This is a genomic window from Burkholderia sp. BDU5 (assembly GCF_001522845.1).
In the GTDB taxonomy this organism is placed as follows: Bacteria; Pseudomonadota; Gammaproteobacteria; order Burkholderiales; family Burkholderiaceae; genus Burkholderia; species Burkholderia mayonis.
This window is the reverse complement of the sequence record NZ_LOWC01000002.1, coordinates 62398-84144: the sequence shown is the minus strand read 5'-3', so window position 1 is coordinate 84144 and position 21747 is coordinate 62398. Positions and strand designations below refer to the sequence as shown.

The following is a 21747-nucleotide window of genomic DNA, read 5'->3' as shown; positions in this document are numbered from 1 at the left end:
ATGCCGCGTTATCGCGGCAGATCGGTTCGCGCGTCGCCCATCAACGCGTCGTAACTACGCTCACACTGCTGGCCGGCGATGCCACGCTCATCAGCGATCTTCGCCAACTCTCCCGCGCGCTCGTCAGTCCGGCCGAGCACGTCGGCAAGCAAATCGAGGGCGTCGCCGGTTGCCGGGCCTGCGGCGGAAGCGCCGGCACGCCGAACATCGACAACGAGCGCGGCGACCTGCTTGCGCAGGCCGATAGCAGCACCATCTGCAGCAGCAGCATCAGCGCGCGCCTGATCACGTTCTTTCGCAGCACGGGTTGCGATCTCCTGTTGAGCCGCCACGCGACGGCTAAATTCATCACGTTCAGTCGTCAGATCGTCAATCTGCTTCGCCTGATTTGCGACCTTGGCGGACTGGTCGGCATCGCGATGCCCCTTCGAATAGCCAGCAGCCGCGCCAACGAATACAGCGATGATGACGACAAGCCAGAGACGAGGATCTAGCCAGGTCATGCGCCACTCCTCATCATCGACGCAAGGCGCTTCGCGCGATCCCCGACCTGCCGCGCCCACAGGCTATCGAGCATTTCAGCCTCAGCCGTGCTCCAGTCGCCACGCTGCGCCGCCGCGAGGAAATTGCGAAATCCGAGCAGTTTCCCCTGCATGTTGAACGCCATGTTCATCAGCACACGCTGGCGGACCGGATCGAGAGACGACCACCACGGCAGATAGCGATCGAGCCACGCCTCGGTTTCGGCGACATCGTTCTGGTACATCAGATCAATCTCGTTGTCGCGGAACCCCTTGTCGGTCAGGTTGCGGCCGATGCCGCCCGACACCTTGCCGACGGTGTCCGTATAGATTCGATACCGCCGATCCTCGTCGCGCGTCAGTTCAGCCTTCAGCTTCAACGTGTCGTAATTACCCATTCTCACGTCCCCCAAAAAGTTGCTTTGCCTTCCTGCGCAGCAGCACCTCGAGGTACTGCGACCCGACAATGCCGAACGCGCTCCCGAGACCAAGCAGCGCGATCGGCGGCAGATCCGGGATCTGCAACAGCGCGATGCCTGCGACCATCGACGTCGCAGATCCCAATACGGCACGGCCGATCACGAGCCGAAACGACAACGGCTCGCTGCCGACCAGCACCTTCGCGATACCGATCAATCCGCCCATGAGAATCAACTCCAAGATGGTTTTTTCATGCTCTTGCATTAGGACTCCTGTTCCCCGTACCCCACAAATGAAAAGGCCGCCAAACTTGGCGGCCTGTTACACAATCCCTGTTCCATCTAGCACCATGAATCTCGTGTGCCAGCACTCTCTGAATGCTGCAATGTTTGGTGATCTCCCACCGTTGTAAATACGCGTCCCCCATGAGACAACGTCGCCGCTGACTCGAACCGTCCCAATCTCTAGAATGTCCCAGAGTCGCTGATTGCTGTTCGATGACCCCCATATGTGGTGAGCCGGCCACAGTCCAGAAATGAGCACCGGCCGCCCGTATGCACGCTGATACCATGGAGGATTGGGCGAACCAATGACCGCCCACCCCGTGTCTCCCAAGTACCTCTCCTCGATGACGTCGAGAACACGATAAAAGGGACTAGTGGCATCCGCGATCAACGTTCCATTCGGACTAAAAACTTGCAATCCGTAACGACTCCCGGTCGCTGGCACGTTCGAGAAAACGAACAATCGAACACTCGCTTGAATCTCCGTGATAAACCGGACGATATAGGTTCGCCCATCATCTGATCCCATCGCATCCCAAAGTGAAACCCCAACGCCAGAGTCGGCAGAAAATGCGTATAAAGGTCGATCCGCAGAGAATGTGAATGAACAAACCCAATACCTACCTTGATACTGAATATCCTTATTGTTACGGACCGTGTCCACCGTGATCCACTGCGATACCGCCTCAAGCCGCTGAACTAGTTGGTAATTCGGCGTCAGACCATCGATCTGAAAAACGCCACTATCCGTAAACGCCTGAAAGCCCGCCTTCATCAAAATACCCCGTAGATCAGCCAACCAAAAACCGGCGTACGATAATCGGCCCCGCCCTCCGTGCTATACCACCAACGCACGCCGCTCGCGTTAATCTCGATGTTCGGCACGGGGGCCTTCATCGAAATGTGTTTAAACAGCCAATCAGGCATGAACGCCCAGAACGGCTCCCCTCCAGACAGATCAGCGGACTCGCTGCCATCCGCCCCGACAATCCTGCACATCCCGCGCAGGCGTCCGCATCGCGTCGTCCCATCGAGAAGCAATCGACCATTCGCATCAAAGATCTGCAGTCCAGCCGGCATTACCACCTCCCCCAACGAACAAGCAGGCCACCGTTTGGTCCATACACTTGACCGCCGAATCGATTGATTACCGTTCGGCCGCCACCATCGGCGTCGTTCATCTCAATCGAGCCGTTTTTGTCGATCCGCCAACCTCGTTGGCCTGCTACGTAGTCGTTGCTCTGAATCACATCCCCGATCATGAGGTTCGTGATCCACCCCTTTCCGATGAAGCCTCGATTAATGAAAACTTCTCCGTTCTCGATGACGAACGGCGTGTACCAGCTTCCGTTTGCCATGCTCAGAAGTCCGAAGCGGTCCGCCTGAAACAGGATCTGCGATTGCGTGACGCCATTGTCATTGTCGATGCCGACCGACATGCCCGCGACATACATGCCGCCGCCGACGGCCGCCTGCACCTTCAAGGTGTAATACGCCTTCACGCGCCCGTCGACGCTCGCGATTGCTTGCGAATTTTCTTGAACCGCCGCGCTTACGGTTCCAACGCTTGCCTCCGTCGTCTCGATCCGTTGCGCCATCGCCGTGTTTTCATCAACACGCGTGATCTGTTCGATTCGTACCTGGGCGGCCGATTCGCCCGCCACGGACGTGACTCGATCCACGCGCCGAGCGAGCGCCGAGATCTTGTCGGTCAGCGCCGACCACTGCGTCCAAACGCCGGCCAGCTTCTTCGTGTCGCCCGCATATCCGTCGGTCGCCCCCGCCCATTCCGGCGACCACTGCGCCACGACACCGTCGACACGCTCGACGTCCGACTTAACATCACCCACTGCTTCCGCGAGCTGCTCGAGCTGCTGTTTGGCGTCGCCGATAAAATCTGTGGCGCCCTTGATCTCGGATTGCAGCTCTTTCGTCAGCTCCTCCTTCCCGATCTCCCCTTTTAGGTAGTCGAGAATCGCTGTTGCATCGGAGCTCGACTGCCCATTCTCCCCCGCCCCATCCGGATACCACGGTCCGACGTTACCGGAGCGATCGACGAGCCGCGCCCAAAAGAAAAACGACGCTCCGGCGTGCAGGCCGTCCATCGTGTACAGATGCTGCGGAAAGGCGAAGTCGCCCAGTCTCTTCGCAGTGCTGCGATCCGACGTCGTGGAGTACCAAAGCTCGGTGCGCTGCGTGTCGAGCGCCCCCTCCGGAAAGCCCCATTCCAACCCGATCCCCATGATCTGCGACGTCGCACGCAAAAACGTGACGGCCGGCGGGGGTGTCGTCTTGCCCTGCATGTTGGTCAACGCACTGAACGCCGGCAACGAAGGCACGTTCATCGCGTTGATCGCCACGACCCGCGCCATATAGGCCCCCGCGTAAATGCCCGGTACGTCGGCATTCACTGAACCCGTGCGGCCCGCAAAATTCCAGTCACCATTGTCCTTGCGCCAGTGCACCTCGTATTGAACCGCCCCCTGCACCGCATCCCACGCCACGACCATGATCGTCGATGCAGCACCTTGATCGATCCGCGAATATGAGCTCAGGCGGACGTTTGCCGGCGGCGGCTGAATAGACGGCGGAATGACCGTCACTGGCCGCTCCTCGATACGCGTTCCAAAGTCGACGTTGTCAAACTTGCCGGGTTCGTGCTGAACGACCGTGATCTCGAAACGCAGTGACTGATCGTCCGTCCGCTCCGCCACCGACACGACTTGATACATCGGCACTGCCAAGTCGTCACTCTCTACCGCCCACACTGCTTCGGGCTGCGGCGACGCAGACCAATCCGATGAGACCGTGACATCGCGCCCCGACACCCCATATACGATCCGTGTCTCGTTTCGACCGCTCGGCAGATTCACGATCAAGCGATCGCCCGGCTTCACCGTCACGTCACGGTCGACCGTAATGGTGCGGCCAGCGACTGCATGGACACGGCCGCTGATTGGTCGGCCGGCAAGCGCCGAATCCGCGATGCGAATAATCTGTCCCGGCAAGGCGAAAATCCCATCCAGCCCAACCGAGAACGTGACTTCTTGCGTCTCCATCCGCGACGTGAGCAACGCCCACTTCCCGACGCGTTGCGCCTGTCCCTGAGACGTGCAACCAATCGCCGTGATCTCCGTTTGCCGCACGCCGTAGCGAAGCTTGCCATCGCGGTCTTCAACCGCCTCGACCGCCTGCTGATAGTGATTGGCCGGATCGGACCACGACACCAAAGCAGCTGTGTAACGCGTCTTGCGATCGGTACCCTGACGAACAAACTTGCCGTCGATCACATTCCCGGCCGTGTACGTGTACACCGGCTCGGCCGGCATGTTTGCGACCGCCCAGATCTGCGACGCCGACCAATAGGTCACGCCGCGAAACACCGACGCCAGATCAGCCAGCACCTTGTATGCATCGGCACGTGACTGCAAATATACGTTGCACGTCATCCGCGGCTCTTGCCCGCCCTTTCCATCGGGCACGAGTTCGTCGCAATAGCGTGCGATCTTGTAGAGCTGATATCGGTCCAACTGGTCTGCTGCGATCCGATGCCCCATCCCGTAGCGCGGATGCGTCGCCATGTCGTAGAACACCCATGCTGGGTTGTTCGTGTAGCCGACCTTGAACGTCCCGTCCCAATCCCCCGAGTATCCGCGCGTGGTCGGGTCATAGTTCGACGGGATGCGCACACGCCGACCACGCATATGATACGAGCGCGTCGGCACACGCTGAAATTGCGATGCATCGATCATGACGCCCGCAAGTGCCGTGTTCGGATACCGCAGCTTCGCATCGATGATCTCAGTGACCGATTCGACCGTCGTCGTGTCGGCGATGGTCGTGCTATTCGCGTTCGGCGTCAGCCTGCGAATACGCACCGTCCAACCACGCCGTGCCGGGGGCAAGTTGACGCGGTGCGACCGCTCGTACTTCCCCGACACCTTGATATCGAATGCGGCCTTCAGCGCGATCTCGTAAGCGCCGTCATCCGTCGCGATCTCGATTTGGTAGTCGACTCGGTAGCCCTTCACGTCGCCCGTATTCGGATCGACCCGCTGGAACTGGGGGGTCGACAACCGTACGCGAACAGCGGACAACTCGAGGTTGGTAACGGCTCGCGAGTACGGTGTATCACCGCGTAGCTCGACGCTAACGCCGATCTCGTTCTCGACGGCCGGAAATCCGGGAATGTAGTCCTGATCCTGCGAGCCAGTCCGGAACTCAACGGATGCGCCCGGAAAGTTGATCGAGCCGTCGTCTCCAGCCAAAGGCGTGCCGTCAAGAAGCACCGACTTCAACCCGTTCACCGGCCCTTCGATTTCGCCTTCCGACAGGATATCGAGCACACGCGCGTAGGAAACCGACCGCGCCGTATCGCTTGCCTCGATCGGCGCACGGCCTCCGCCGCTTTTCTTAAAACCGACGACATCACGGATTCCGCCGACTCTCATAGCTGATCCTCCGCATAAATGCCCGCCGATCCGACCGCCGATCCGATCTCGAGCTCGCCATACAGCACCGGAACCGGGCCACCTTGCGCAGTCGTGTTGACTGGCCCGTTGAACACATAGCTCGCCTGATTCTGCGGACTATCCTTTGCAGACAAACCGCGAGGCGACGGCGCAAGTAACTGCGAGATGCCCCCGGCCATCATTGCGACACCCATGTTGCCGATCACCGCGCCGATCCCCGTCCAACCGAAGTAGTACCCGACGGCGGCCATGACGGCACCCAGGACAGTCTGAAAAAGGCCACCCGCTTTCGCACCCTGCAGGATCGGCGCGATACGAATGTCCTCGTCACCGCACGGAAACTTGAGATCGCAGACACCGAGGTTTCGGCGGCCGGCGAAGACTGCGTACATGATTCCCTTTTCGCGGCTTTCCATCAGCTCACGCTCGAATCCGGGCACCATTACGCAGAGCGCACGGATTGCCTGAGCGGGGCAGCTAACGACAAGCTTGCGCACGCGGCCGAATCGTGCACCGAGATAGCCGTACAGCCGAATGGTTCGAATTTTCTCACTCATCCTTCAAACCTCAGAATGAGGCGGGTTACTTCCCGCCAGTAGCCGCCGTACACGTCACGGCTCGACAGTCGGTCGTAGAGGTGATGCAGCATCGTGCCGTCACCAAGGTAGACCCCCGCATGGTTCGGAACCGGAGCGCGGATCTGCATCAAGATGACATCGCCGCGCTCTGGCACCGGATCCGAGCCGGGCAATGCGACAAATCCGGCATCGCGATAATGTTGCATGTACAGATCGCCCCCGTTCTCCCACCACGAATCCCTGCGATCGAAATCGGGAAGCCATATCTCTTGCTCGATGCGATACCAATCACGGACAAGCGTGTAGCAGTCGAGCACACCGTGCGCGAAAGACCGACCCACGAGCGGCACTTGAAACCCGACCGGCTCGACGGTCACGAGCGCGCCCGATCTCACGACACCGTCATCACCGCGCCGCACTTCGACGATGTGCCACGGCAACCCAGACCCTTCGCAGGCTGATCGGTCCGCTTCAGACGGCTGCGCAGAGTCGTCGGGATGCGAATGCACGAAACCGACAACGGCACCCCGATCCTCGGCTGCCGCATACTCGTCCGCAGGCAACCGGCAATGTTCGCTACCAACTGCGGAATTACTACCTTCCACATAGCGCTCGCGCCCCCGCTCGATAATCACCAGACCGCAACACTCGCGCGGATACACGCGAACCGCGTGCGCGCGGATCACGTCCAAAGTAGCTTTTTGCATAGGTTCAGGTGCGGACGAGGCCCGCAGCAGGAAAGCCGCCGTAGGGCAGCGGGTTGTTGACGCCGCAGCGAAGCTTGCAGCCACGTAGGCTATGGCTGCAGCGGTCCTTGGCAGGATCGTCGGTCGGAGCGTCGTTCGCGTCGGCGCACGGCCCACCGGTATATCCGCACTCCGGGCCGCGATAAAGCCAGATACACAGGTTCGGGATGATTTGCCGGCGAGGAAGTTGCTCGCCGTCGAAATCCAGCGGAGACGATAGCTCGAACTCGACCGATTCGTTGTCCTCGTGTGACTTTCGCTCGATTAGCCACACCTCAGGAGGCATTTCCTCGTTCGGATCAGCAGACGGGTTCTGACCATTCGGAAAATTCGTCGCATCGAGATACTTGGCCAGCGTTCTACGCCGGGTGATTTTTGCCCCCACAAGATCGGCGAGTGCGAGGCACAGCGACGAAATCGACCCGTCAACATTCCCGACCTTGAGTATCGGCACGGGCTGCCGTCCCGCGCTCGTTCGCTCGAACCCCTCTGCGACGATCGGCCAAGGTGAATATGCAACACCACGCCACACAATTGACCCCGCCTGCCGGTGCGGGTGAAAGTATGCGACCTGTCCGCCGATGTCGGTCGCGTCGAGCTCGAAGAACTCTACAAGTTGCCCCGGCTCGAGCTGTTGGATATCGGCAGAAATGCTCATTGGCGCGGCTCCAACCGATTGATCCGCATACACGCAGCGTCTAACTCATCGGCGAGTTCCTGAATCGCGCCCCACAGCCTCAGCACAAGCCGAGAGTGATCTACCTGTTGCGGAACGATCACTTGCTCAATCGACAAAATGTCATCGGGCTGAACATTATTCCGATCGTAACCATCGCGGTAAGTCGGGATGTACTCGACTGCATCTTTCTTGCCTGACACGGCCGCCGGGACAATCTCAGCAATTTCGTGCGCAAGAATCATGTCCTGCAGCGTCCTCAACGGGTCCGCTTTAAAGTAACCGGTATACAGTTTCGCCTTGCGCACACTTGCCAGCGCCCCAGTCATCGGCTCAAGACCATCCTTCAAGCGGTAATCTGACGTGGTGTTATACGCAACACCGGTAAATCCAGACAATGCCGTAATGCTACCGACGGCGCCCCCCGCATTGGAGAATTGGACGTACTGCCCATTGGCAGCCGACGGCCCCTTCGACAAATACAGATTGCCTGCATTTGCGGTGTTCATGATCGCCAGATACGCACCTTCCGGCGAGATACCTAGCCCGTTGGAGTTTGTGCCAACGTTACCCGCAACCAGATTGGCGTTGCTCAGACCATTCGATGCGGCAAACCCATAGTAGTAGCTTCCATCAAGAGCAACACGGGCCTTCGTAGCACTGTTCTGGATGAGCCGCCATTCAATATTCGATACAGCGAACGCCCCGCTCGATGATGCGCCGTCGTAGTAGACACCCGCCCACTTCGACAGATCGGCCGACCAGCCAAGCCAGCCCGCCAGATTCCCTGTGCCGTTTGGCACGGCCCCCACCAGAGTAGACTTATTCGAACTGCTGTTCCGGAACAACACATCCGTCGAGCCGCCTGAGAATTCGCCGAGAATTCGCTTTCCACTACCGCCCAGCGCGACGTTGCCAGATAGCGTGCTATCTCCGGAAACTGCAAGGTTGCCGGACAACGTGCTATCTCCGGAAACTGCAAGGTTGCCGGACAACGTGCTATCTCCTGAGACGGTCGCCGCCCCTCCGACGGAGAGATTCTCGTTGATGAACTCATTATCGGCACTTGCACGCCCGCGAAGCAGTACTCGCCATGCGTGGACGCCATCCGTATCTAGTACAGCCGCCTCACCGCCGTTTAGCCTACTTAAGGCGAGCGTGTCGCCCGATCCGTCGTCGGGAGCAAGCACCACGCGATTCGCGCCGACGTTGACCAACCAAACAATCGAATCGGGTTGGCACAAAGATGCACGCAACAACTTGACCACACCACCAGCCGGGGTGCTGATCGACAAGCGCTTGCCAATGTCGTCAATCACCAACGTTCGCGACGCTGAGATGGTCGTTCCAGACCGCACGGGGAGTTGCCGCGATAGAACATCGACGTTGTGATTCATGCGTTCATTGGCATTTCGCGGCGAGTCTCCACCCGCCCCCGAACCCGGCGCTCCGAGATCGACTTTTTCAAGTTGCCCCATATCAAACTCCGAATGTCTCTTCGAAAGTCGCGGTCAAAGTAACTATGCTTCCCGCCCCACGACGCGGCGTATACGACGCGCAAACATAACGCCCCGGAGCACCAATAGGCGACGCCCACAGGAACGATTTGATGCCGGCGTGCCGATCAAGGAAGTCCATGATCGGCTGAACCTCCGTCAGCGTGCCGATGACGGTAATCGGCCACTTTGCGCGCCTTGAATTGATACCGTCTCCGACGCGCTGCTGATAACCGTCACCGAACGATGCAGTCCGCACCTTGAAATCGATCTGTCCGGAGTCGCCAGTCCGAACCACCCATGCGAAAGTTTCATCTGCCATTTTTTATGAACGCGTAAATGATGCCGCCCGGCCGGGTCTCGCCAAGCACGAAGGCACGCATCTTTTGTTTCAGGCCATCCGCAAGCGCCTGAGCAGCGCTCGCTGACGACTGCGTCGACTGCTCGCTGTCGCCCGACTGGATATAGACCGGCGTCGCCACGGACAGGCTCAGACCGCCGCCGGAATCGTCGCCGCCGGCAGCACGCCCACCAGAGACCAGCCCCCCACGGGCAAATTTCGGAAGCCGCGACATACCACGACCGCTGTTCAGATCCTCCAGCATCGGGAGCACGCCCGGCTGTGAAACGACATCGGCCCGCACGATGAATTCCCGATTCGACACACGGGCCAAGATGCTGTCGCTCGTCCCCGTCCCCGGTCCGTTGATCAGCCCACCGCTCGCGAATTTCATGCCGGCACCAACACCGAACAGCGACCCGCTGCCGGCAATGGACGACAGCGCCGTAAAGCCGTATGCGCTCCCTCCCATGCCACCGGCGCTCGACAGGGCACCATCGAAGAGCATCCCCATTAACCCCGTGTATGCCTTATTCGCGAAAAGCTGCGCGAACGAGCTCAGCATGCTCACGACCATCGAGCGGACGGCCTCGGCCGGCGTCTTCGTGCCGGCTGCGATGTCCTGAAACAGACCGCTGAAGGCACTACGGCCAGCGTCGGTGAAGTCCTTCAGATAGTTCGAACTGTCGAGCATCGACTGACGAATGCGGTCGCGCATCACATCCAGATTGCGCAGCACACCTTCATCCGTCGTCTGCCACGAAAGCCGGTTGACCTCGTCGTACAGCGCCTGCAGCGACGTCACCGTGTCAGCCGAATTCGCACGCAACTGCGACAACCCGTCGATCCAGCCGGTCAGCCCTTCTTGCTGATCGAGTGAGATCTTCCGCTGCACGCTGCTCGCCTGCGCGATGATGTCGTTGTACTGCGCGGATAGCTTCGTGAGCTGCCGGTTCTGCTCGAGGAACGCAGCCCCTTGCACGTCCCCGGTCGAGGCCGCCTGCAGCAATGCGCCACGATTGCGGTAGTCGTACTCGTGCATCGCGCGCGGTACGGACACGCCGGCCTGCGCCAAGAGTGCGTCACGCGTGTCGGAAATCGACTTCAGATAGCGGCGCTGCGCATCCTCTTGCTGCGTCAACAGCACCAGATCGCGAGACGCGTTTTCCTCGCGGGTCTTCGCGATCTTCGTGTCGACCTCGCCGATCTCCTTCGTGATGCGGATCCGCTCGTCGGCCGGAGCCTTCCAATAAGCCGACTGAAGCGTCTTTTTCTCGCGCTCGTAGGTGTCGATTTTCTTCGTCGTCGTATCATCGACCAGCGCGACCTGCGCCGCATAGAACGCGTGATCGGAAATCAAAGTTGCTTTGTGCAACGCCTGCAACTGATCGTCTGCGTTCTTGTAGGCGTTCTGGATCAGATCGAGGCTGTTCTTCGTCTCCTGTAGCGCCGCGTCGAGCAGGCTCTTCCGGATCCGGTTCGCATCGGACGCGCCCGAGCGGTCCGAGTATTTCTTCCGGATCTCGGCCATGTCAGCGGTCATCTGAGCCGCAGACACCTTGTTCTCGGGATTCGCCTTGTTGTAGTCGGCAATCTTGCGCTTGTAGTCGTCGAGCGCATCGTTGACGCGCGCGATGCCCCTTGCCTCATCCCGCAGCCGCTTGAGATAGTCCGACGCCGCAATGCCCATCTCCTGCGTCCGCGCATCGTCCGACTTCTTCTTCGCGGTTGCTGCTTCGTCAGCAGCCGCTTTCTCCGCCGCCGCGAGCCGGGCGCGTGCCGCATCCATCGCACCCGGCCGCATTGCGACCGTGCCCGAGCGAGAGGCGTCCTCGAGCTGCCGCAGGTCAGCCTTCGCCTGCGCGACACGCTCGGCCGTCGTCTCGGCCTTGCCGATCGACTTCATCCACTCCCACGCCCCACCGATCGCGCTCCCCACCCCGCGCCAAGCACGCTCTAGCGCCCCGAGGTTCGATAGCGATTCGCCACGCAGGTGCGCGTCGAGCAGCTTCGCTGTCTCAAGCATGGCTTTCTGGCGGTCGCCGGTCTCCTCGATCGCGCGGATATGCTCATATTGCGCGGTCGTCATGAAGTGCATGCTGCGGTTGTGCTCTTCCGCCCACTTCGCGACGCCCTCGGGCATCTTCGCGAAGTCCTTCGAAATCTCGTCGAGACTGGCCCCCGTCAGTTCGTGCAGGCGGATCATGTTCTGCCCGAGCGCCTGGAGCGCATCGCCCGTGATCTGCCCGGTCGACACGAGCGCCTGCACGCTCTGCCGAGCAGTTCCGACGCTCGCGTGCGTGGCGTCCGCAACGGCTACCGACATTGCCGCGATGCTGCTTGTTGTCATGCCCGCGTAATTGCCAGTGAGCTGGATCGACTTGTTGAACGTGCTTACCTCCTGCGCGCCCTTGTAGATCCCGACCGCGAACGTCCCGATAGCCGCCGCGACCGCGCCGACAGCCAGCCCGACCGGACTGAGCGCGACCGACATCAGGTCAATCTGCTCCGCGAACACCATCGCGGAGCCCGCGAGATTTTTCCAGCTCCCCGTGACGACCTCGTGCGCCATCACCATCAACTCGCGACGCGCGCCTGCCGTATGCACTCCGACGCTGTGCATCGACTGTCCGGCCTTCTGCGCCGACTTGTCGACGGCATCGGAGAACGCCTTCGTGTCGTTCTCCGCCGTCCGCAGGCTCGCGCGATACGTCGCGGGATCCATCGTCAACTGTACGACGAGCTGCCCCAAGCTTCCGCTTGTTCCGTTCATATCGCCTTCCCCACTACCTCGGGTCAATCACTGAGCAGCACTTCGAGCGCCGCCTCTTCCATGACCCTGATTTGCTGAAACAACGCGGCACGGCGTTTGCGCTTCACACCGAGCAATCGGAACACTGACTCGAGCGCGGAATAGTCGAGGCCGGTATGCAGCATCGACGCCCCACCGAAACCCGAAATCCCGGTCATGCGCCATTGCGTCGTCATTGCGACGAATGCCCGCACGGCCTCCCAGTTCTCCGGGTAGACTTCGAACGCCGAATCTGTCGCCTGCGAGGCTGCCGCCTCGAGATCGACCGGACGTGCGCCGAACGCGGCCAATGCCTCTACAACGCCACTGTCAACGGTTGGTGCCGTCGACGAAGCACCGGCCCAATGCCGGGCCGCGTCGATCAGTTTTTTAGGCCAGCCCCCGAAGCGCCCGTCATGAACGCCACGACCGTACCGCGCAGAGCGTGCGGAATGGACAACAGCGCATCGCGCGTCTCGTTCGTGAAGGGCACTTCGTTGCTCGTAGCGTCGACGAGGCCGTGCCAGCCGACGAGAAGGTCAGCGATGATCGATTGGTCGGTACGGCCAGACGCACGCATCTCGTCCCACTCGGTCATCGAAATCCGCTTGAACACGGCGACGAATTCATGGGTTTCCACATCCCCACTCGAGCTCGTTCCCGGCTCGACAACAGTGACTTTCATCGTGAAGGTCGGCGCTTTGGTCAGACAGTAAGACATACGGCCTCGCAAATAGAAACGGCCGCTTCACGCGGCCGTTGATTCGGTTTTCGAAAAGTTACTTTACGGTGATCACCAGCTCGTCGTTGCCGCGATCCGGGCTGACCGTCAGCGTTGCGTCGAGCATCACCTTCTTGTCCTGGTCCGAGTACGACGGATCGGTCAACTGCACCTTCGGAGCGTCGAACTGGACGATGTTGCCGGGTACGTTGCCCTGCGTGATCGTGAGAGCACCGGTCGTTGCATCCTTGACCGACTGCCACCAGTTTTTGTCGGCCACCGACCCGAGCTGCATCGTGATCTTCCCCGTCGGCTGCCGGTCGTTGATCTCCGCGCCCTCGTAGCCGATCAGCGCCGCCCACGTGAGGGAGTTGGCCAGATCAAACGACAACGCTTGCAGCGGCCCGGTGTAGCCGTGCATTGCCCACGTGGTCGCCTCGGTGCTCGCGAGCTTCGGCCGCAGAAATTTGGAGAAATCCGTGTCGGCTGGAAGCGGCGAATCGACGACCGGGTTGTAGACGCCCATGAAGTGAAACTTCATCTTCGGGATCTGCTTCACCGTGAAGTCCCACGACACCGTACCGCGTGCGTCCGTCAACTTGTGCAGCAGGCCGTCGAGGTAGTAGTACAACGTCAGTGGCGTCTGTACAGCGGTGCTAACCGGTCGATACTTCACGTCGACCTTGTCCGTCACGGTTTCGGCGAAGTTGCACGCGACGAGCAGCCGGCCCCATGCCGGCGCAATCCCGGCAGTGCCGGAACCGGCGACCTCGACCTCGAAGTCCAGCTCGGCGTGCGCGCCGGCCGGGAGCTGCTCGCTGCTCCCGAAGAACGGGCGGACCAGATCCCGGCCGGTGTATTCGGCCGAGATCGGCTTCGCCGACGGATTGCTTACGAGGATGGCATCCGTTGCGCCTTTCGGCACGGCCGGCGTACCCACTGCAGTTTGCAGCGCGGCCAGTACGACGGAATTTCGCATTGATTTGGGACTACCCATTTCAACTCCTGACAATGCGCCGCCGCGACCTCAATCGAGGTGACCAGCGCGCGTCTGATAAAGAAAGAGATACCGCATCGTGACAACGCCGACGCCACCGTCAGCATCGCCGGCCTGCGGCTCGTCGGTGCCCGCCTCGCGCACGCCGATCAGGCCATCGGCCTGAAAACCCATCACGACCGGATGCGTAACTTCGAACATGACATCTGCTTCCCGATCTGGCGCATCAGCATGGACAACGGCAGACACCGCGACCCCGCACTCGCGAGTCGTCACACCGATGTTCTCGTCGACCACGGGATCGGAGCCGCGATGCACGACCAAGACGCGCGACTCAGTGCTCGCGAACGCGGCGAAGAGCGAGCGCTCGACCACAACGCCCGCATTACGCAAGCGCGTGTCGTTCGACAGCGCCACCATCAACTGCTCGATGAATTGCTCGCGCAGCGTCGTCACGGCTTCACCTCCAGCTCGGCGACAGAGAAGAAACCGTCGTCAGTGCGTCGCGGCGGTCGATATATCGAATACCGAACACCGTCGATCAAGACGACAGAATGACGACGCAGATCGGGGGCGGCCGCCGTCGGATACTCGATCCGATGTTTCGAGACCGTCACACGGCCGTCGAGGTCGACCTCATCGGGAGCAAAGAATCCGACCTGCAGCTCGGCACCCGATTCCTCGATCACGGCCGGCTTGAGCATGCCAACGGCCGCGATCGACTCCCAAATCACGGACGGGTCAAACATCGTCACTGCGTGCGCAGCAGGCGCACACGTGCGACACCGACGTTTGCACGCTTCACGTCGGCATAGATCCCGACCGGCGTGTTCCCGTCCGCCTTCGCGGTCACCGTGCCGGCCGCCACGTCGAAATACGCCGCGTCGCCGACGATCGCGGCATCGGCCGCAACCGCCGGAAGCTCGAACACGCCGTCGAGCGCGTATTCACCCGGCACGTTCGCAGCGTACGAACCGTACGCGACAGCAGGCGTTTTCGACGAGCCGAGCAGAACGAGATCGCCCGAATTGACGTCCTTCGCCAGCGTCACGGTGAGGATGTCACCGTCTTGAATGTAGTTTTTCATGCATGCATTCCTGTTGAACCGTGAATCGAAACACGGCAGCGCACCAGAAGTGCGCCGCCGAGAAAGTTACTTGCCGGCGTTGCGGAACAGGCCGCGATGGTCGGTCGCCTTCGCCGCGAAATCGAGCCGCGCCTTGACCTTCATGCCGTCGACGTCGAAGTCGAGCGATTGCTCGGTGTACAGCCCCTGCTCGCCCTCGAGGTAGCAGTATTCGATCGTGTCGATCGTCGCGGGATCGGCCGCGAGATACCACGCCGTCGTGCTGACAGCGTCGAGTCGCGGCTCGACGACCGGCGTCAAGACGCCGAAGAACGGGTTCTGTTCCTTCGCGACGTTTGGCGTGTACTGATTGCTCGTGTACTGGCCGGCCGCCGTCTCGAGCGCAGCGGGCACGAGCAGAAACTTCGGTGTCACGTTCACCACCGAGTCATCGCCGGGCGCTTTCTGCGTCCGCATCTTCGCGCGGCCCTCGGACAGCGGGTCGATTCCGATCGGCCCGGCCGTGCCGACGTTGTTGTGCGCGACATCGAACAGCGGCTTGCCGTCGGCCATCTTGCCGGCACCGGTGAGCGCACCGTAGACGAGATCCGATTCCAAGTTTGCAGCGGCGCGACCGAAGAACAGAGGCACGCGCTCGAGCGCGGACAGATCGTCGTTGATGATCATCTGGCGCGTGAAGCTGATCACCTTCCCGTACGTGCCGAGCTGGATCACTTCGCCGCCGTCGAGCAGCGTGCCGTACTTGTACTCGCCGGCCTCATTCACCTTCTCGAGCTTCAGGTTGCCGTCGACCATCACACGCGTTGCCGCACGAAAGTCGGTCAGAACGCCCTGACGCGCCCACGCCGCGAACGAGCGCGGTGCGGCCGTGTACGCGTCGCGCAACGTGCGGTTGATCACGTTGCCGAACACGACCGGCAAGTCCGACGTCGTGTGGTAGCCACCGCGCTCCCCCATGCCGAGAGCGACACCGGCGAGCGCACGAACATCCATGCCGCGAGTGTCGACGTGCGCCGCCTCGAGGCCAACGCGGCACAGCTCGCGCAGCGTCATGCCGCGATACTGGCGAGCCGCGTCGGTGAGCGTGTGGCGCGGGTTGAGGCGATGCATCAGTGCATCGGTCATTGCGGCACGGCGTACGTCCGTCTCGTCGCTGACCGTCTGGATGTCCGCCTGCCCGCGGATATTCGTCACGTTCGAGCGCTCGGCCTGCAGCCGCAGTACCTCGGCACGCGCGACGTCGATCGCCACACCGCGCTCGATGAAAGCGTCGATCAGCGCTTGCTGGCCGTCGAGCGTGCTCGCGCGAACGGCCGCGCCGATATCGATGATGCGTTGACGTTCGGCGCGTTCGCCTTCAGCACGCGCGTTGTCGGCCGCCGGCGCCGTAGTGACGTTGTCGGGTGTCGGCGTCGGGGCTTGAACGGGCGTCGATTGGGTACGGATGTTGTCTTGAACATGCATTTGCGTCTCTGCTCCTTGATTGATCGACGGGGCAGCCGCCCCGGTTGGTTGTGCTGCAGCCCCGCGCTCGACGAACTCGCACGGGAAAGTGGGGATTTGCCCCATGAACGATTGGCCGGGATCGGCGCGCGTCGTCGATCCCGCATCGGCATTGATATCGACGACGGAGATCTCGGTCGGCTCCCAATCGATCGCGCGATAGATCCACATCTCGTTGCCCTCTTGGCCGGGCGGGATCATTTCGATGCGGTAGGTTCGATAGCCGACGGAGACGTTTCGCAGAATGCCGTCCTGAACGTCCTGAAAGTACGGCTCCGCCGTATCACGGCGGGAGAATCGCAGCGTCGCAGATCCGGTGCCGGCGGCGCTGTCGAGATCGGCCGCCTGGACGACGCCAAGAACGCCGTCCAGCCCTCGCCAACGTTCATGGTTGTTGATGACGGGCGCTGTGCCCGACGACAAGCGCTCCATGCGAACGGCACCGGGCGCGGTACTGAGCTCTTCGAGATACGGCCGATCGCGCATCCAGTCGTATCGCGCGACCTGCGCGCCGGCCGTCCATGTCACGTCGACAGTGCGCGCGTCGGCGTTGAACGATGAGACCGGCATCAGGCGCGACATGAGCGGCATCGACGTGCCCCGCGCCTGCGGACTCGTCGGGCTGTTAGTGCTACGGGGCATGCTCGCCTCCAAATGAACACGCCCGCTTACGCGGGCGCTTGTGGGTGGAAAACGTACGTCGTCGGATCGCGGGCGCAGATCTCGCCCCGCCGGCTCCGGTACTTCGGCTGCCGGGTGGAGGTTCATCCGCGTTGAGCGGATCGGCCTCGATCTCCTCGTCGACCTCCTCCGGATCGTCGCCCAGCTCGCGGATGCCCTGCCGTCTGCTCTTGAGCCGCGCCTCGATCAGCGAGATCAGACCGGCCGCTTCGCGAACCGGGTCGATGAACTCGATCCGTTCCGGCGTCCAAGTAACGTCACATGTGGAAAGCTTCGTCTTACCCGCAAGGAATGCAGTCGATACGAAGCGCATTGCGACGCGCTCGCACAGCATCGGGATCACGATCAACCATTGCCGCTGCTCCATGATCCGTTTGAACTCCATCTTCCCCATGCGCCCGCTTGTGAAGTTGACCTGCGAATAGTCGCCTGTCAGCTGCTCGTACGTGATGTCGCAACCGGCCGCAATCGCACGCAGCTCGATGCGCACATGCTCTTCGTAACCGTCGCTCGCAGCGGGTGCTGCAAACTGGATCTCTTCGCCGTTGCGCAGATACTCGATCATCCCCGGCGACAAAGCCTCGACGCGCGGCGCATCGGCCTTCGCCCCGGCAACGGCAACCGGTCGGCCGGGTTGATAGCCCTCATCGTTCGTCTTCACGAAGGCTGCGAAACACGCCTCGATCTTCTTCCGGACCAGCTCCGCATCCTGATACTCGTCGAGATCGCGCACTTTCCAGATCGACGTGGAGAACTCCGGGAAACCTCGCACCGAACCGGGGCGCTTGATCGCATCGAACAGATGGATGACTTCGGATGCCGGCACAAAGTGACTTTGCATGTCGCGGGGAACGAGCGCGATCTCGCCGGGGTGCCGATCGAAGAACCAGTACCCGACGCGGCGGCCTATCGCATCGAACTGCACCCCGGTGATGATGAATCCCCCGTTGTCGGTCGGCCCCGTCTTGGCGCTATCGAGATATTCCGCTTCCAGCACCTGGAGCTGCAGCGGCACCTCGAGGCCATCGTCAGGCAGGCGCGTCCTGAACCGAACGAACGCCTCCCCGGCCTCATCCATCGCCCGGTAACACTGCGCCTGAATGCCATTGAAGTCGAGCAGACCAGCCGCATCGCATTGCTTGATCCAATGCTTCCACAGCTTCTGCAGCGCCTTGTTGTCAAACTTCGCGCGAATGCCTGTCCCGATCAGGTTCGCGACCTTCACGTTCAACGCATGCTTGATGTATCCGTTGTTCCGGACGAGATCCCTCGACCGGTTACGCAGAGTCGCCAACGCAGGCGCAAGCTCTGCGGTCGCACTGGCCCCGCTTGCGCGCCAGCCGACAGCGCGAGGACCGCGCTTCGCGCCGTCGAAGCCGCGAACAGCATCGAGCGCGACACGTGCCTGCATCCGGCGAGCGCCCCACACGGGCGAGACCGCCGCAATCATCTTGTCGAGAATGTTCGTGCGCATATCAGAATCGCTTGATGATTGCGATGCTCGATCGCGGCCGGCGCGATCCGCCTGCGGCCGCGTCGACGTCTGCCTTGATCAGGTCGCGAGCTGCGAGCAGGTCGGCGATGCTGCGGAACGTCGTTTTCTTGCCGTTGTATTCCACCGTCAGCGCCCCGCTCGCGATGGCTCGCTCGACGGCGATCAGGTCGTTCTGTGTGAATGCCATAGCTACCTACGCCTCAACCAGTTATCACGTCGTGGAACCCATCCGGTCGTAACCGGATGAGCCTCCGTCTCCTCTGGCACGGGAGCGGATACGACGGGTTCAACTTCCACAACTGCCGATTCGGCCGCTTCCGGCTCGACCGCCAGGTCACCGCGATTCGATTCCACAGCGCTCCCGAGTGGATCGGTGTCGACCTCGACCTCCGGAGCCGGCTCGGCGAACAGATCACGGACACGCGGCTCGACAACAGCCTCGACAGCGGCCCAATCGGCGTCCTGAAACGCGTTGAGCCGCAGCTTCGGGTGGTACGCACATGCGAGGTTGTAGACCTTCAGGTCGAGCGCCTCGTTGCGCTTGCGAAGCTTGTCCCACCGATCCTTCGCCGGGTTGTATGCCTCAGCGCAGAGCTGCTCGAAGTACTCGTCTTTGAGATCCGTCGAGAACAGCATCTGATGATCAGCGACCTCTAGCTCCTCGTCGCGCGACAACGCGCTGTAGATCCGAGACTTCGCTGTATCAGTACCCACTGGCCAAAGCTGCACCCCGCCCTTGTACATCCGACCGTTCTTCGTCACGTCCTGATCGGTCGGGCGTCCGATGATCGGCTTGTGTTTGTCACGCGCCCCCTTGATCGCGAACACGCCACGGTGCTTACGAAGCCGGCAGTAGTCGTACACGTCCTGCGTGCGGCCACCGCCCGAGTCGACCGCACACAGCTCGATGCGCATCGGCACACCAAAAGCGTTGACGATCGGTGTCTCGAGCAGCTTGTCGAGCGCGGCCCATGGAGCCTTCGTCGCGGGATCTCCGCGCAGCACAATGTGATCGATCGTCCAGTTCCGCATCCCTCGCCCCCAGCCGCCGATCTCGACCTCGAGACGATCGTTCTGGGTATCGACAGCCGCAGTCAGGATGAGGCACCCGAGGGGGATCGTACGCAGCTTGTACGGCTGCGAGCGGCGCTTAACCGTCTGCCATTTCATCTCGGCGGCCTTGTCCTCGTACGTCTCGGCGAGGCCGTTGTTCAAGAAAGCGATCTTCTTCTCGACGTCGAGGTTACCGGCCTCGTGCTCGGCCGCCATCTCGTCCCACGGACGCCAGCCGAGCGGTGCATAGATGGCGCTAAGGTGGAAGCTGGCAGTCTTTCCGTCGCCCTTCGCGGTCGGCATCCAGTACGCACTGTCATACCCCCGTTTCCATTCGTGCTCACGACTGCCGGCCCCGCATGATTCGCAGTAGTAGCGCACGGTTTCCGGCTCGCCCGCTGTGTACTTCATCCCCTTGTGCCAATCGAAGAACTGCGGATGCCCGCAATGCGGGCATGGCACGAAGTACCGGCGTTGGTCCCCTTGCTCGTGCAGCTTCTCGATCTGCGACCGACGCTTGATCGTCGGCGTGCTGTTCGCGAACACCTTTGCCCGGCGGCCAAAGTTGCTTGTCCGATTGACGGCAAGGTCGATCGGATTGCCCTGTCCGTCGACGTTGAGCTCGTACTCGTCAACCTCCTCGAGCAACGCGTAACGAACCGTCGTTGACTTGAGGCGACCTGCGCGCGTCGCGCTCACGAGGTTCATCATGCCGCCGGGATAGCGCTTGCGCAGCTTGGTGTTGGCGCTGTTCTTCCGGTTTGAATCCTTCACGCGGCGGCGCAGCGCACGCGTCGCGAGCCTCATCGGCTCGAAGCGGTCCATCTCCCACTTCTCAGCGTCGTCCTTCGTCGCGAACACGCACAAGATGTTGCCGGCCGCTGTCGTGATACTGCGACCGATGAAGTTCTCGCCGAGCGCCGAGCCGCCGAGCTGGTGCCCTTTCTGAAGGCCGACGACCACGACCCAACTGTTGTCGAACGGACGCAGATCGTCGTGCGTGTATCGCGTGACGTTGCTCGCCATGCCGGACAGCGCATCCATGATGCCGACGAGGTACGGCGTCCGACTGTTTCGCCACTGACCCGGCTCCGGGCTGTTCTCGGGCAAGATGCGATGCCGCTCAGACCATTCGGCGATACCGATGCGGTCGTCAGGCTGAATCGCCTCATTGATCGTCTTCAGGAAGGCTTCGATCGCTCCCATCGGCGTCACCGTCTTGATCTTGCATCAACGTGTCTACGTCGACCGAGGACAGCGCTCGTGCGAGTTCCTCCTCAAGTATTGATTCAACTCGGGCCGGGCTGTCCTCGGCCGCGAGGATGTCTTTCACGCGCACGGGCACGTTCATCACGTTGTCGCGCACCGTTCGGAAGGTCGTGAAGGCAATCCGCTGCGCATCCGCGAGCGCAAGCGTGTTGCCGAGCTCTCGCGCCAGCTCCATGCGTTCGCGCTCGAGGCGAGTCTCTTCGCGATGCGCACGTGCAGCGCGATACTTCGCCATGTGCGGGTCTTCGTTCTTCGCGCCAGCAGGGAAGTCGTCTTCGTCGTCGCCCAGCGGCGACGGCAGAGAAGCCGAGGAAAGCGCAGGCGTCGCCCGCGACAGATCTTCGAACGATCGGCGCGATTCGTCAGTGTTGCGTCGCCATGCGACCTCGGCCGCATCGGAGTCGATCTTGCCGTTCGCGTTCAGCGAGATCCGCCCAGCCTTGATGGCTTTCTGGACCGAGTTGAGCGCAACGTTCATGTGACGCGCGAAACCGCGTTGACTCATCTCAGCCATATGACCACCCGTTGACCACCAAAACCGACCACCTGACCACCCCGGTGACCACCCTGAAATATCTTTGACACTGCACGTCTGACGTGGCTCGAATTACCCGCAT

At 61.4% G+C, this 21747-nt stretch carries 22 protein-coding genes; all 22 read right to left on the bottom strand.

What is annotated here, in order from left to right; all coding sequences use genetic code 11:
* Positions 1-8 precede the first annotated feature (8 nt).
* A complete protein-coding gene (locus tag WS69_RS00915) occupies positions 9-503 on the bottom strand; it encodes a DUF2514 family protein (protein ID WP_059468965.1) in 495 nt (164 codons plus the stop codon).
* Positions 500-919, bottom strand: coding sequence for a glycoside hydrolase family protein (locus WS69_RS00910; RefSeq protein ID WP_059468964.1), 420 nt, complete (start codon positions 917-919; stop codon positions 500-502). The genes WS69_RS00915 and WS69_RS00910 overlap by 4 nt, the downstream gene beginning before the upstream one ends.
* Positions 912-1205, bottom strand: a complete 294-nt coding sequence (locus WS69_RS00905) for a phage holin family protein (RefSeq protein WP_059468963.1) — start codon at positions 1203-1205, stop codon at positions 912-914. The genes WS69_RS00910 and WS69_RS00905 overlap by 8 nt, the downstream gene beginning before the upstream one ends.
* Positions 1206-1999: 794 nt before the next feature.
* Entirely contained in the window at positions 2000-2305 is a 306-nt protein-coding gene (locus WS69_RS00900) for a hypothetical protein (protein ID WP_080309572.1), read from the bottom strand.
* A complete protein-coding gene (locus tag WS69_RS00895) occupies positions 2305-5676 on the bottom strand; it encodes a host specificity protein J (RefSeq protein WP_059468962.1) in 3372 nt (1123 codons plus the stop codon). The genes WS69_RS00900 and WS69_RS00895 overlap by 1 nt, the downstream gene beginning before the upstream one ends.
* Complete coding sequence (locus tag WS69_RS00890; RefSeq protein WP_059468961.1) at positions 5673-6254, bottom strand: tail assembly protein; 582 nt, start codon at positions 6252-6254, stop codon at positions 5673-5675. Before WS69_RS00890 ends, WS69_RS00895 begins: the two co-directional genes overlap by 4 nt.
* Complete coding sequence (locus WS69_RS00885; RefSeq protein WP_059468960.1) at positions 6251-6982, bottom strand: C40 family peptidase; 732 nt, start codon at positions 6980-6982, stop codon at positions 6251-6253. The genes WS69_RS00890 and WS69_RS00885 overlap by 4 nt, the downstream gene beginning before the upstream one ends.
* 4 nt (positions 6983-6986) lie before the next feature.
* Positions 6987-7679 (bottom strand): phage minor tail protein L, encoded by a 693-nt coding sequence (locus tag WS69_RS00880; protein WP_059468959.1) that lies wholly within the window; start codon positions 7677-7679, stop codon positions 6987-6989.
* Positions 7676-9175 carry a hypothetical protein gene (locus WS69_RS32815; RefSeq protein WP_156437882.1) on the bottom strand — a complete coding sequence of 500 codons (1500 nt, stop codon included), beginning with the start codon at positions 9173-9175 and terminating at the stop codon, positions 7676-7678. The genes WS69_RS00880 and WS69_RS32815 overlap by 4 nt, the downstream gene beginning before the upstream one ends.
* Before the next feature lies 1 nt (position 9176).
* Complete coding sequence (locus WS69_RS00870; RefSeq protein WP_059468957.1) at positions 9177-9515, bottom strand: phage tail protein; 339 nt, start codon at positions 9513-9515, stop codon at positions 9177-9179.
* The gene (locus WS69_RS00865; protein WP_059468956.1) at positions 9505-12285 is read right to left on the bottom strand and encodes a phage tail length tape measure family protein; all 2781 of its coding nucleotides are present in this window, start codon (positions 12283-12285) and stop codon (positions 9505-9507) included. Before WS69_RS00865 ends, WS69_RS00870 begins: the two co-directional genes overlap by 11 nt.
* A 44-nt stretch (positions 12286-12329) precedes the next feature.
* A complete protein-coding gene (locus WS69_RS00860) occupies positions 12330-12635 on the bottom strand; it encodes a DUF1799 domain-containing protein (RefSeq protein ID WP_059468955.1) in 306 nt (101 codons plus the stop codon).
* Positions 12636-12706: 71 nt separating this feature from the next.
* Positions 12707-13045, bottom strand: a complete 339-nt coding sequence (locus WS69_RS00855; RefSeq protein ID WP_059468954.1) for a hypothetical protein — start codon at positions 13043-13045, stop codon at positions 12707-12709.
* A gap of 58 nt (positions 13046-13103) precedes the next feature.
* Entirely contained in the window at positions 13104-14042 is a 939-nt protein-coding gene (locus WS69_RS00850) for a phage tail tube protein (protein WP_231747045.1), read from the bottom strand.
* A 30-nt stretch (positions 14043-14072) separates the two neighbouring features.
* Positions 14073-14498: a hypothetical protein gene (locus WS69_RS00845; RefSeq protein WP_059468952.1), complete on the bottom strand. Its 426-nt coding sequence runs from the start codon at positions 14496-14498 to the stop codon at positions 14073-14075.
* Positions 14495-14791, bottom strand: a complete 297-nt coding sequence (locus tag WS69_RS00840) for a head-tail joining protein (protein WP_059468951.1) — start codon at positions 14789-14791, stop codon at positions 14495-14497. The genes WS69_RS00845 and WS69_RS00840 overlap by 4 nt, the downstream gene beginning before the upstream one ends.
* A 2-nt stretch (positions 14792-14793) precedes the next feature.
* A complete protein-coding gene (locus tag WS69_RS00835; RefSeq protein WP_059468950.1) occupies positions 14794-15129 on the bottom strand; it encodes a DUF2190 family protein in 336 nt (111 codons plus the stop codon).
* Positions 15130-15195: 66 nt separating this feature from the next.
* On the bottom strand, positions 15196-17274 hold the full coding sequence (locus WS69_RS00830; RefSeq protein ID WP_231747044.1) for a prohead protease/major capsid protein fusion protein: 2079 nt from the start codon (positions 17272-17274) through the stop codon (positions 15196-15198).
* Positions 17264-18787 (bottom strand): phage portal protein, encoded by a 1524-nt coding sequence (locus tag WS69_RS00825; RefSeq protein ID WP_059468948.1) that lies wholly within the window; start codon positions 18785-18787, stop codon positions 17264-17266. Before WS69_RS00825 ends, WS69_RS00830 begins: the two co-directional genes overlap by 11 nt.
* Position 18788: 1 nt before the next feature.
* The gene (locus WS69_RS00820) at positions 18789-18995 is read right to left on the bottom strand and encodes a phage head-tail joining protein (RefSeq protein WP_059468947.1); all 207 of its coding nucleotides are present in this window, start codon (positions 18993-18995) and stop codon (positions 18789-18791) included.
* Between the two features lie 2 nt (positions 18996-18997).
* A complete protein-coding gene (locus tag WS69_RS00815; protein ID WP_059468946.1) occupies positions 18998-21067 on the bottom strand; it encodes a phage terminase large subunit family protein in 2070 nt (689 codons plus the stop codon).
* A complete protein-coding gene (locus WS69_RS00810) occupies positions 21030-21608 on the bottom strand; it encodes a hypothetical protein (RefSeq protein WP_082715853.1) in 579 nt (192 codons plus the stop codon). Before WS69_RS00810 ends, WS69_RS00815 begins: the two co-directional genes overlap by 38 nt.
* Positions 21609-21747: the final 139 nt, after the last annotated feature.

Excerpts from the sequence above, each read along its gene's own strand:
- WS69_RS00855 (WP_059468954.1), bottom strand. The coding sequence starts at position 13,045 with ATGTCTTACTGTCTGACCAAAGCGCCGACCTTCACGATGAAAGTCACT.
- WS69_RS00880 (WP_059468959.1), bottom strand. The coding sequence starts at position 7,679 with ATGAGCATTTCTGCCGATATCCAACAGCTCGAGCCGGGGCAACTTGTA.
- WS69_RS00905 (WP_059468963.1), bottom strand. The coding sequence starts at position 1,205 with ATGCAAGAGCATGAAAAAACCATCTTGGAGTTGATTCTCATGGGCGGA.
- WS69_RS00895 (WP_059468962.1), bottom strand. The coding sequence starts at position 5,676 with ATGAGAGTCGGCGGAATCCGTGATGTCGTCGGTTTTAAGAAAAGCGGC.
- WS69_RS00825 (WP_059468948.1), bottom strand. The coding sequence starts at position 18,787 with ATGCGCACGAACATTCTCGACAAGATGATTGCGGCGGTCTCGCCCGTG.
- WS69_RS00810 (WP_082715853.1), bottom strand. The coding sequence starts at position 21,608 with ATGAACGTTGCGCTCAACTCGGTCCAGAAAGCCATCAAGGCTGGGCGG.
- WS69_RS32815 (WP_156437882.1), bottom strand. The coding sequence starts at position 9,175 with ATGGGGCAACTTGAAAAAGTCGATCTCGGAGCGCCGGGTTCGGGGGCG.
- WS69_RS00835 (WP_059468950.1), bottom strand. The coding sequence starts at position 15,129 with ATGAAAAACTACATTCAAGACGGTGACATCCTCACCGTGACGCTGGCG.
- WS69_RS00890 (WP_059468961.1), bottom strand. The coding sequence starts at position 6,254 with ATGAGTGAGAAAATTCGAACCATTCGGCTGTACGGCTATCTCGGTGCA.
- WS69_RS00870 (WP_059468957.1), bottom strand. The coding sequence starts at position 9,515 with ATGGCAGATGAAACTTTCGCATGGGTGGTTCGGACTGGCGACTCCGGA.
- WS69_RS00850 (WP_231747045.1), bottom strand. The coding sequence starts at position 14,042 with ATGGGTAGTCCCAAATCAATGCGAAATTCCGTCGTACTGGCCGCGCTG.
- WS69_RS00815 (WP_059468946.1), bottom strand. The coding sequence starts at position 21,067 with ATGGGAGCGATCGAAGCCTTCCTGAAGACGATCAATGAGGCGATTCAG.
- WS69_RS00910 (WP_059468964.1), bottom strand. The coding sequence starts at position 919 with ATGGGTAATTACGACACGTTGAAGCTGAAGGCTGAACTGACGCGCGAC.
- WS69_RS00820 (WP_059468947.1), bottom strand. The coding sequence starts at position 18,995 with ATGGCATTCACACAGAACGACCTGATCGCCGTCGAGCGAGCCATCGCG.
- WS69_RS00915 (WP_059468965.1), bottom strand. The coding sequence starts at position 503 with ATGACCTGGCTAGATCCTCGTCTCTGGCTTGTCGTCATCATCGCTGTA.
- WS69_RS00840 (WP_059468951.1), bottom strand. The coding sequence starts at position 14,791 with ATGTTTGACCCGTCCGTGATTTGGGAGTCGATCGCGGCCGTTGGCATG.
- WS69_RS00900 (WP_080309572.1), bottom strand. The coding sequence starts at position 2,305 with ATGCCGGCTGGACTGCAGATCTTTGATGCGAATGGTCGATTGCTTCTC.
- WS69_RS00885 (WP_059468960.1), bottom strand. The coding sequence starts at position 6,982 with ATGCAAAAAGCTACTTTGGACGTGATCCGCGCGCACGCGGTTCGCGTG.
- WS69_RS00830 (WP_231747044.1), bottom strand. The coding sequence starts at position 17,274 with ATGCCCCGTAGCACTAACAGCCCGACGAGTCCGCAGGCGCGGGGCACG.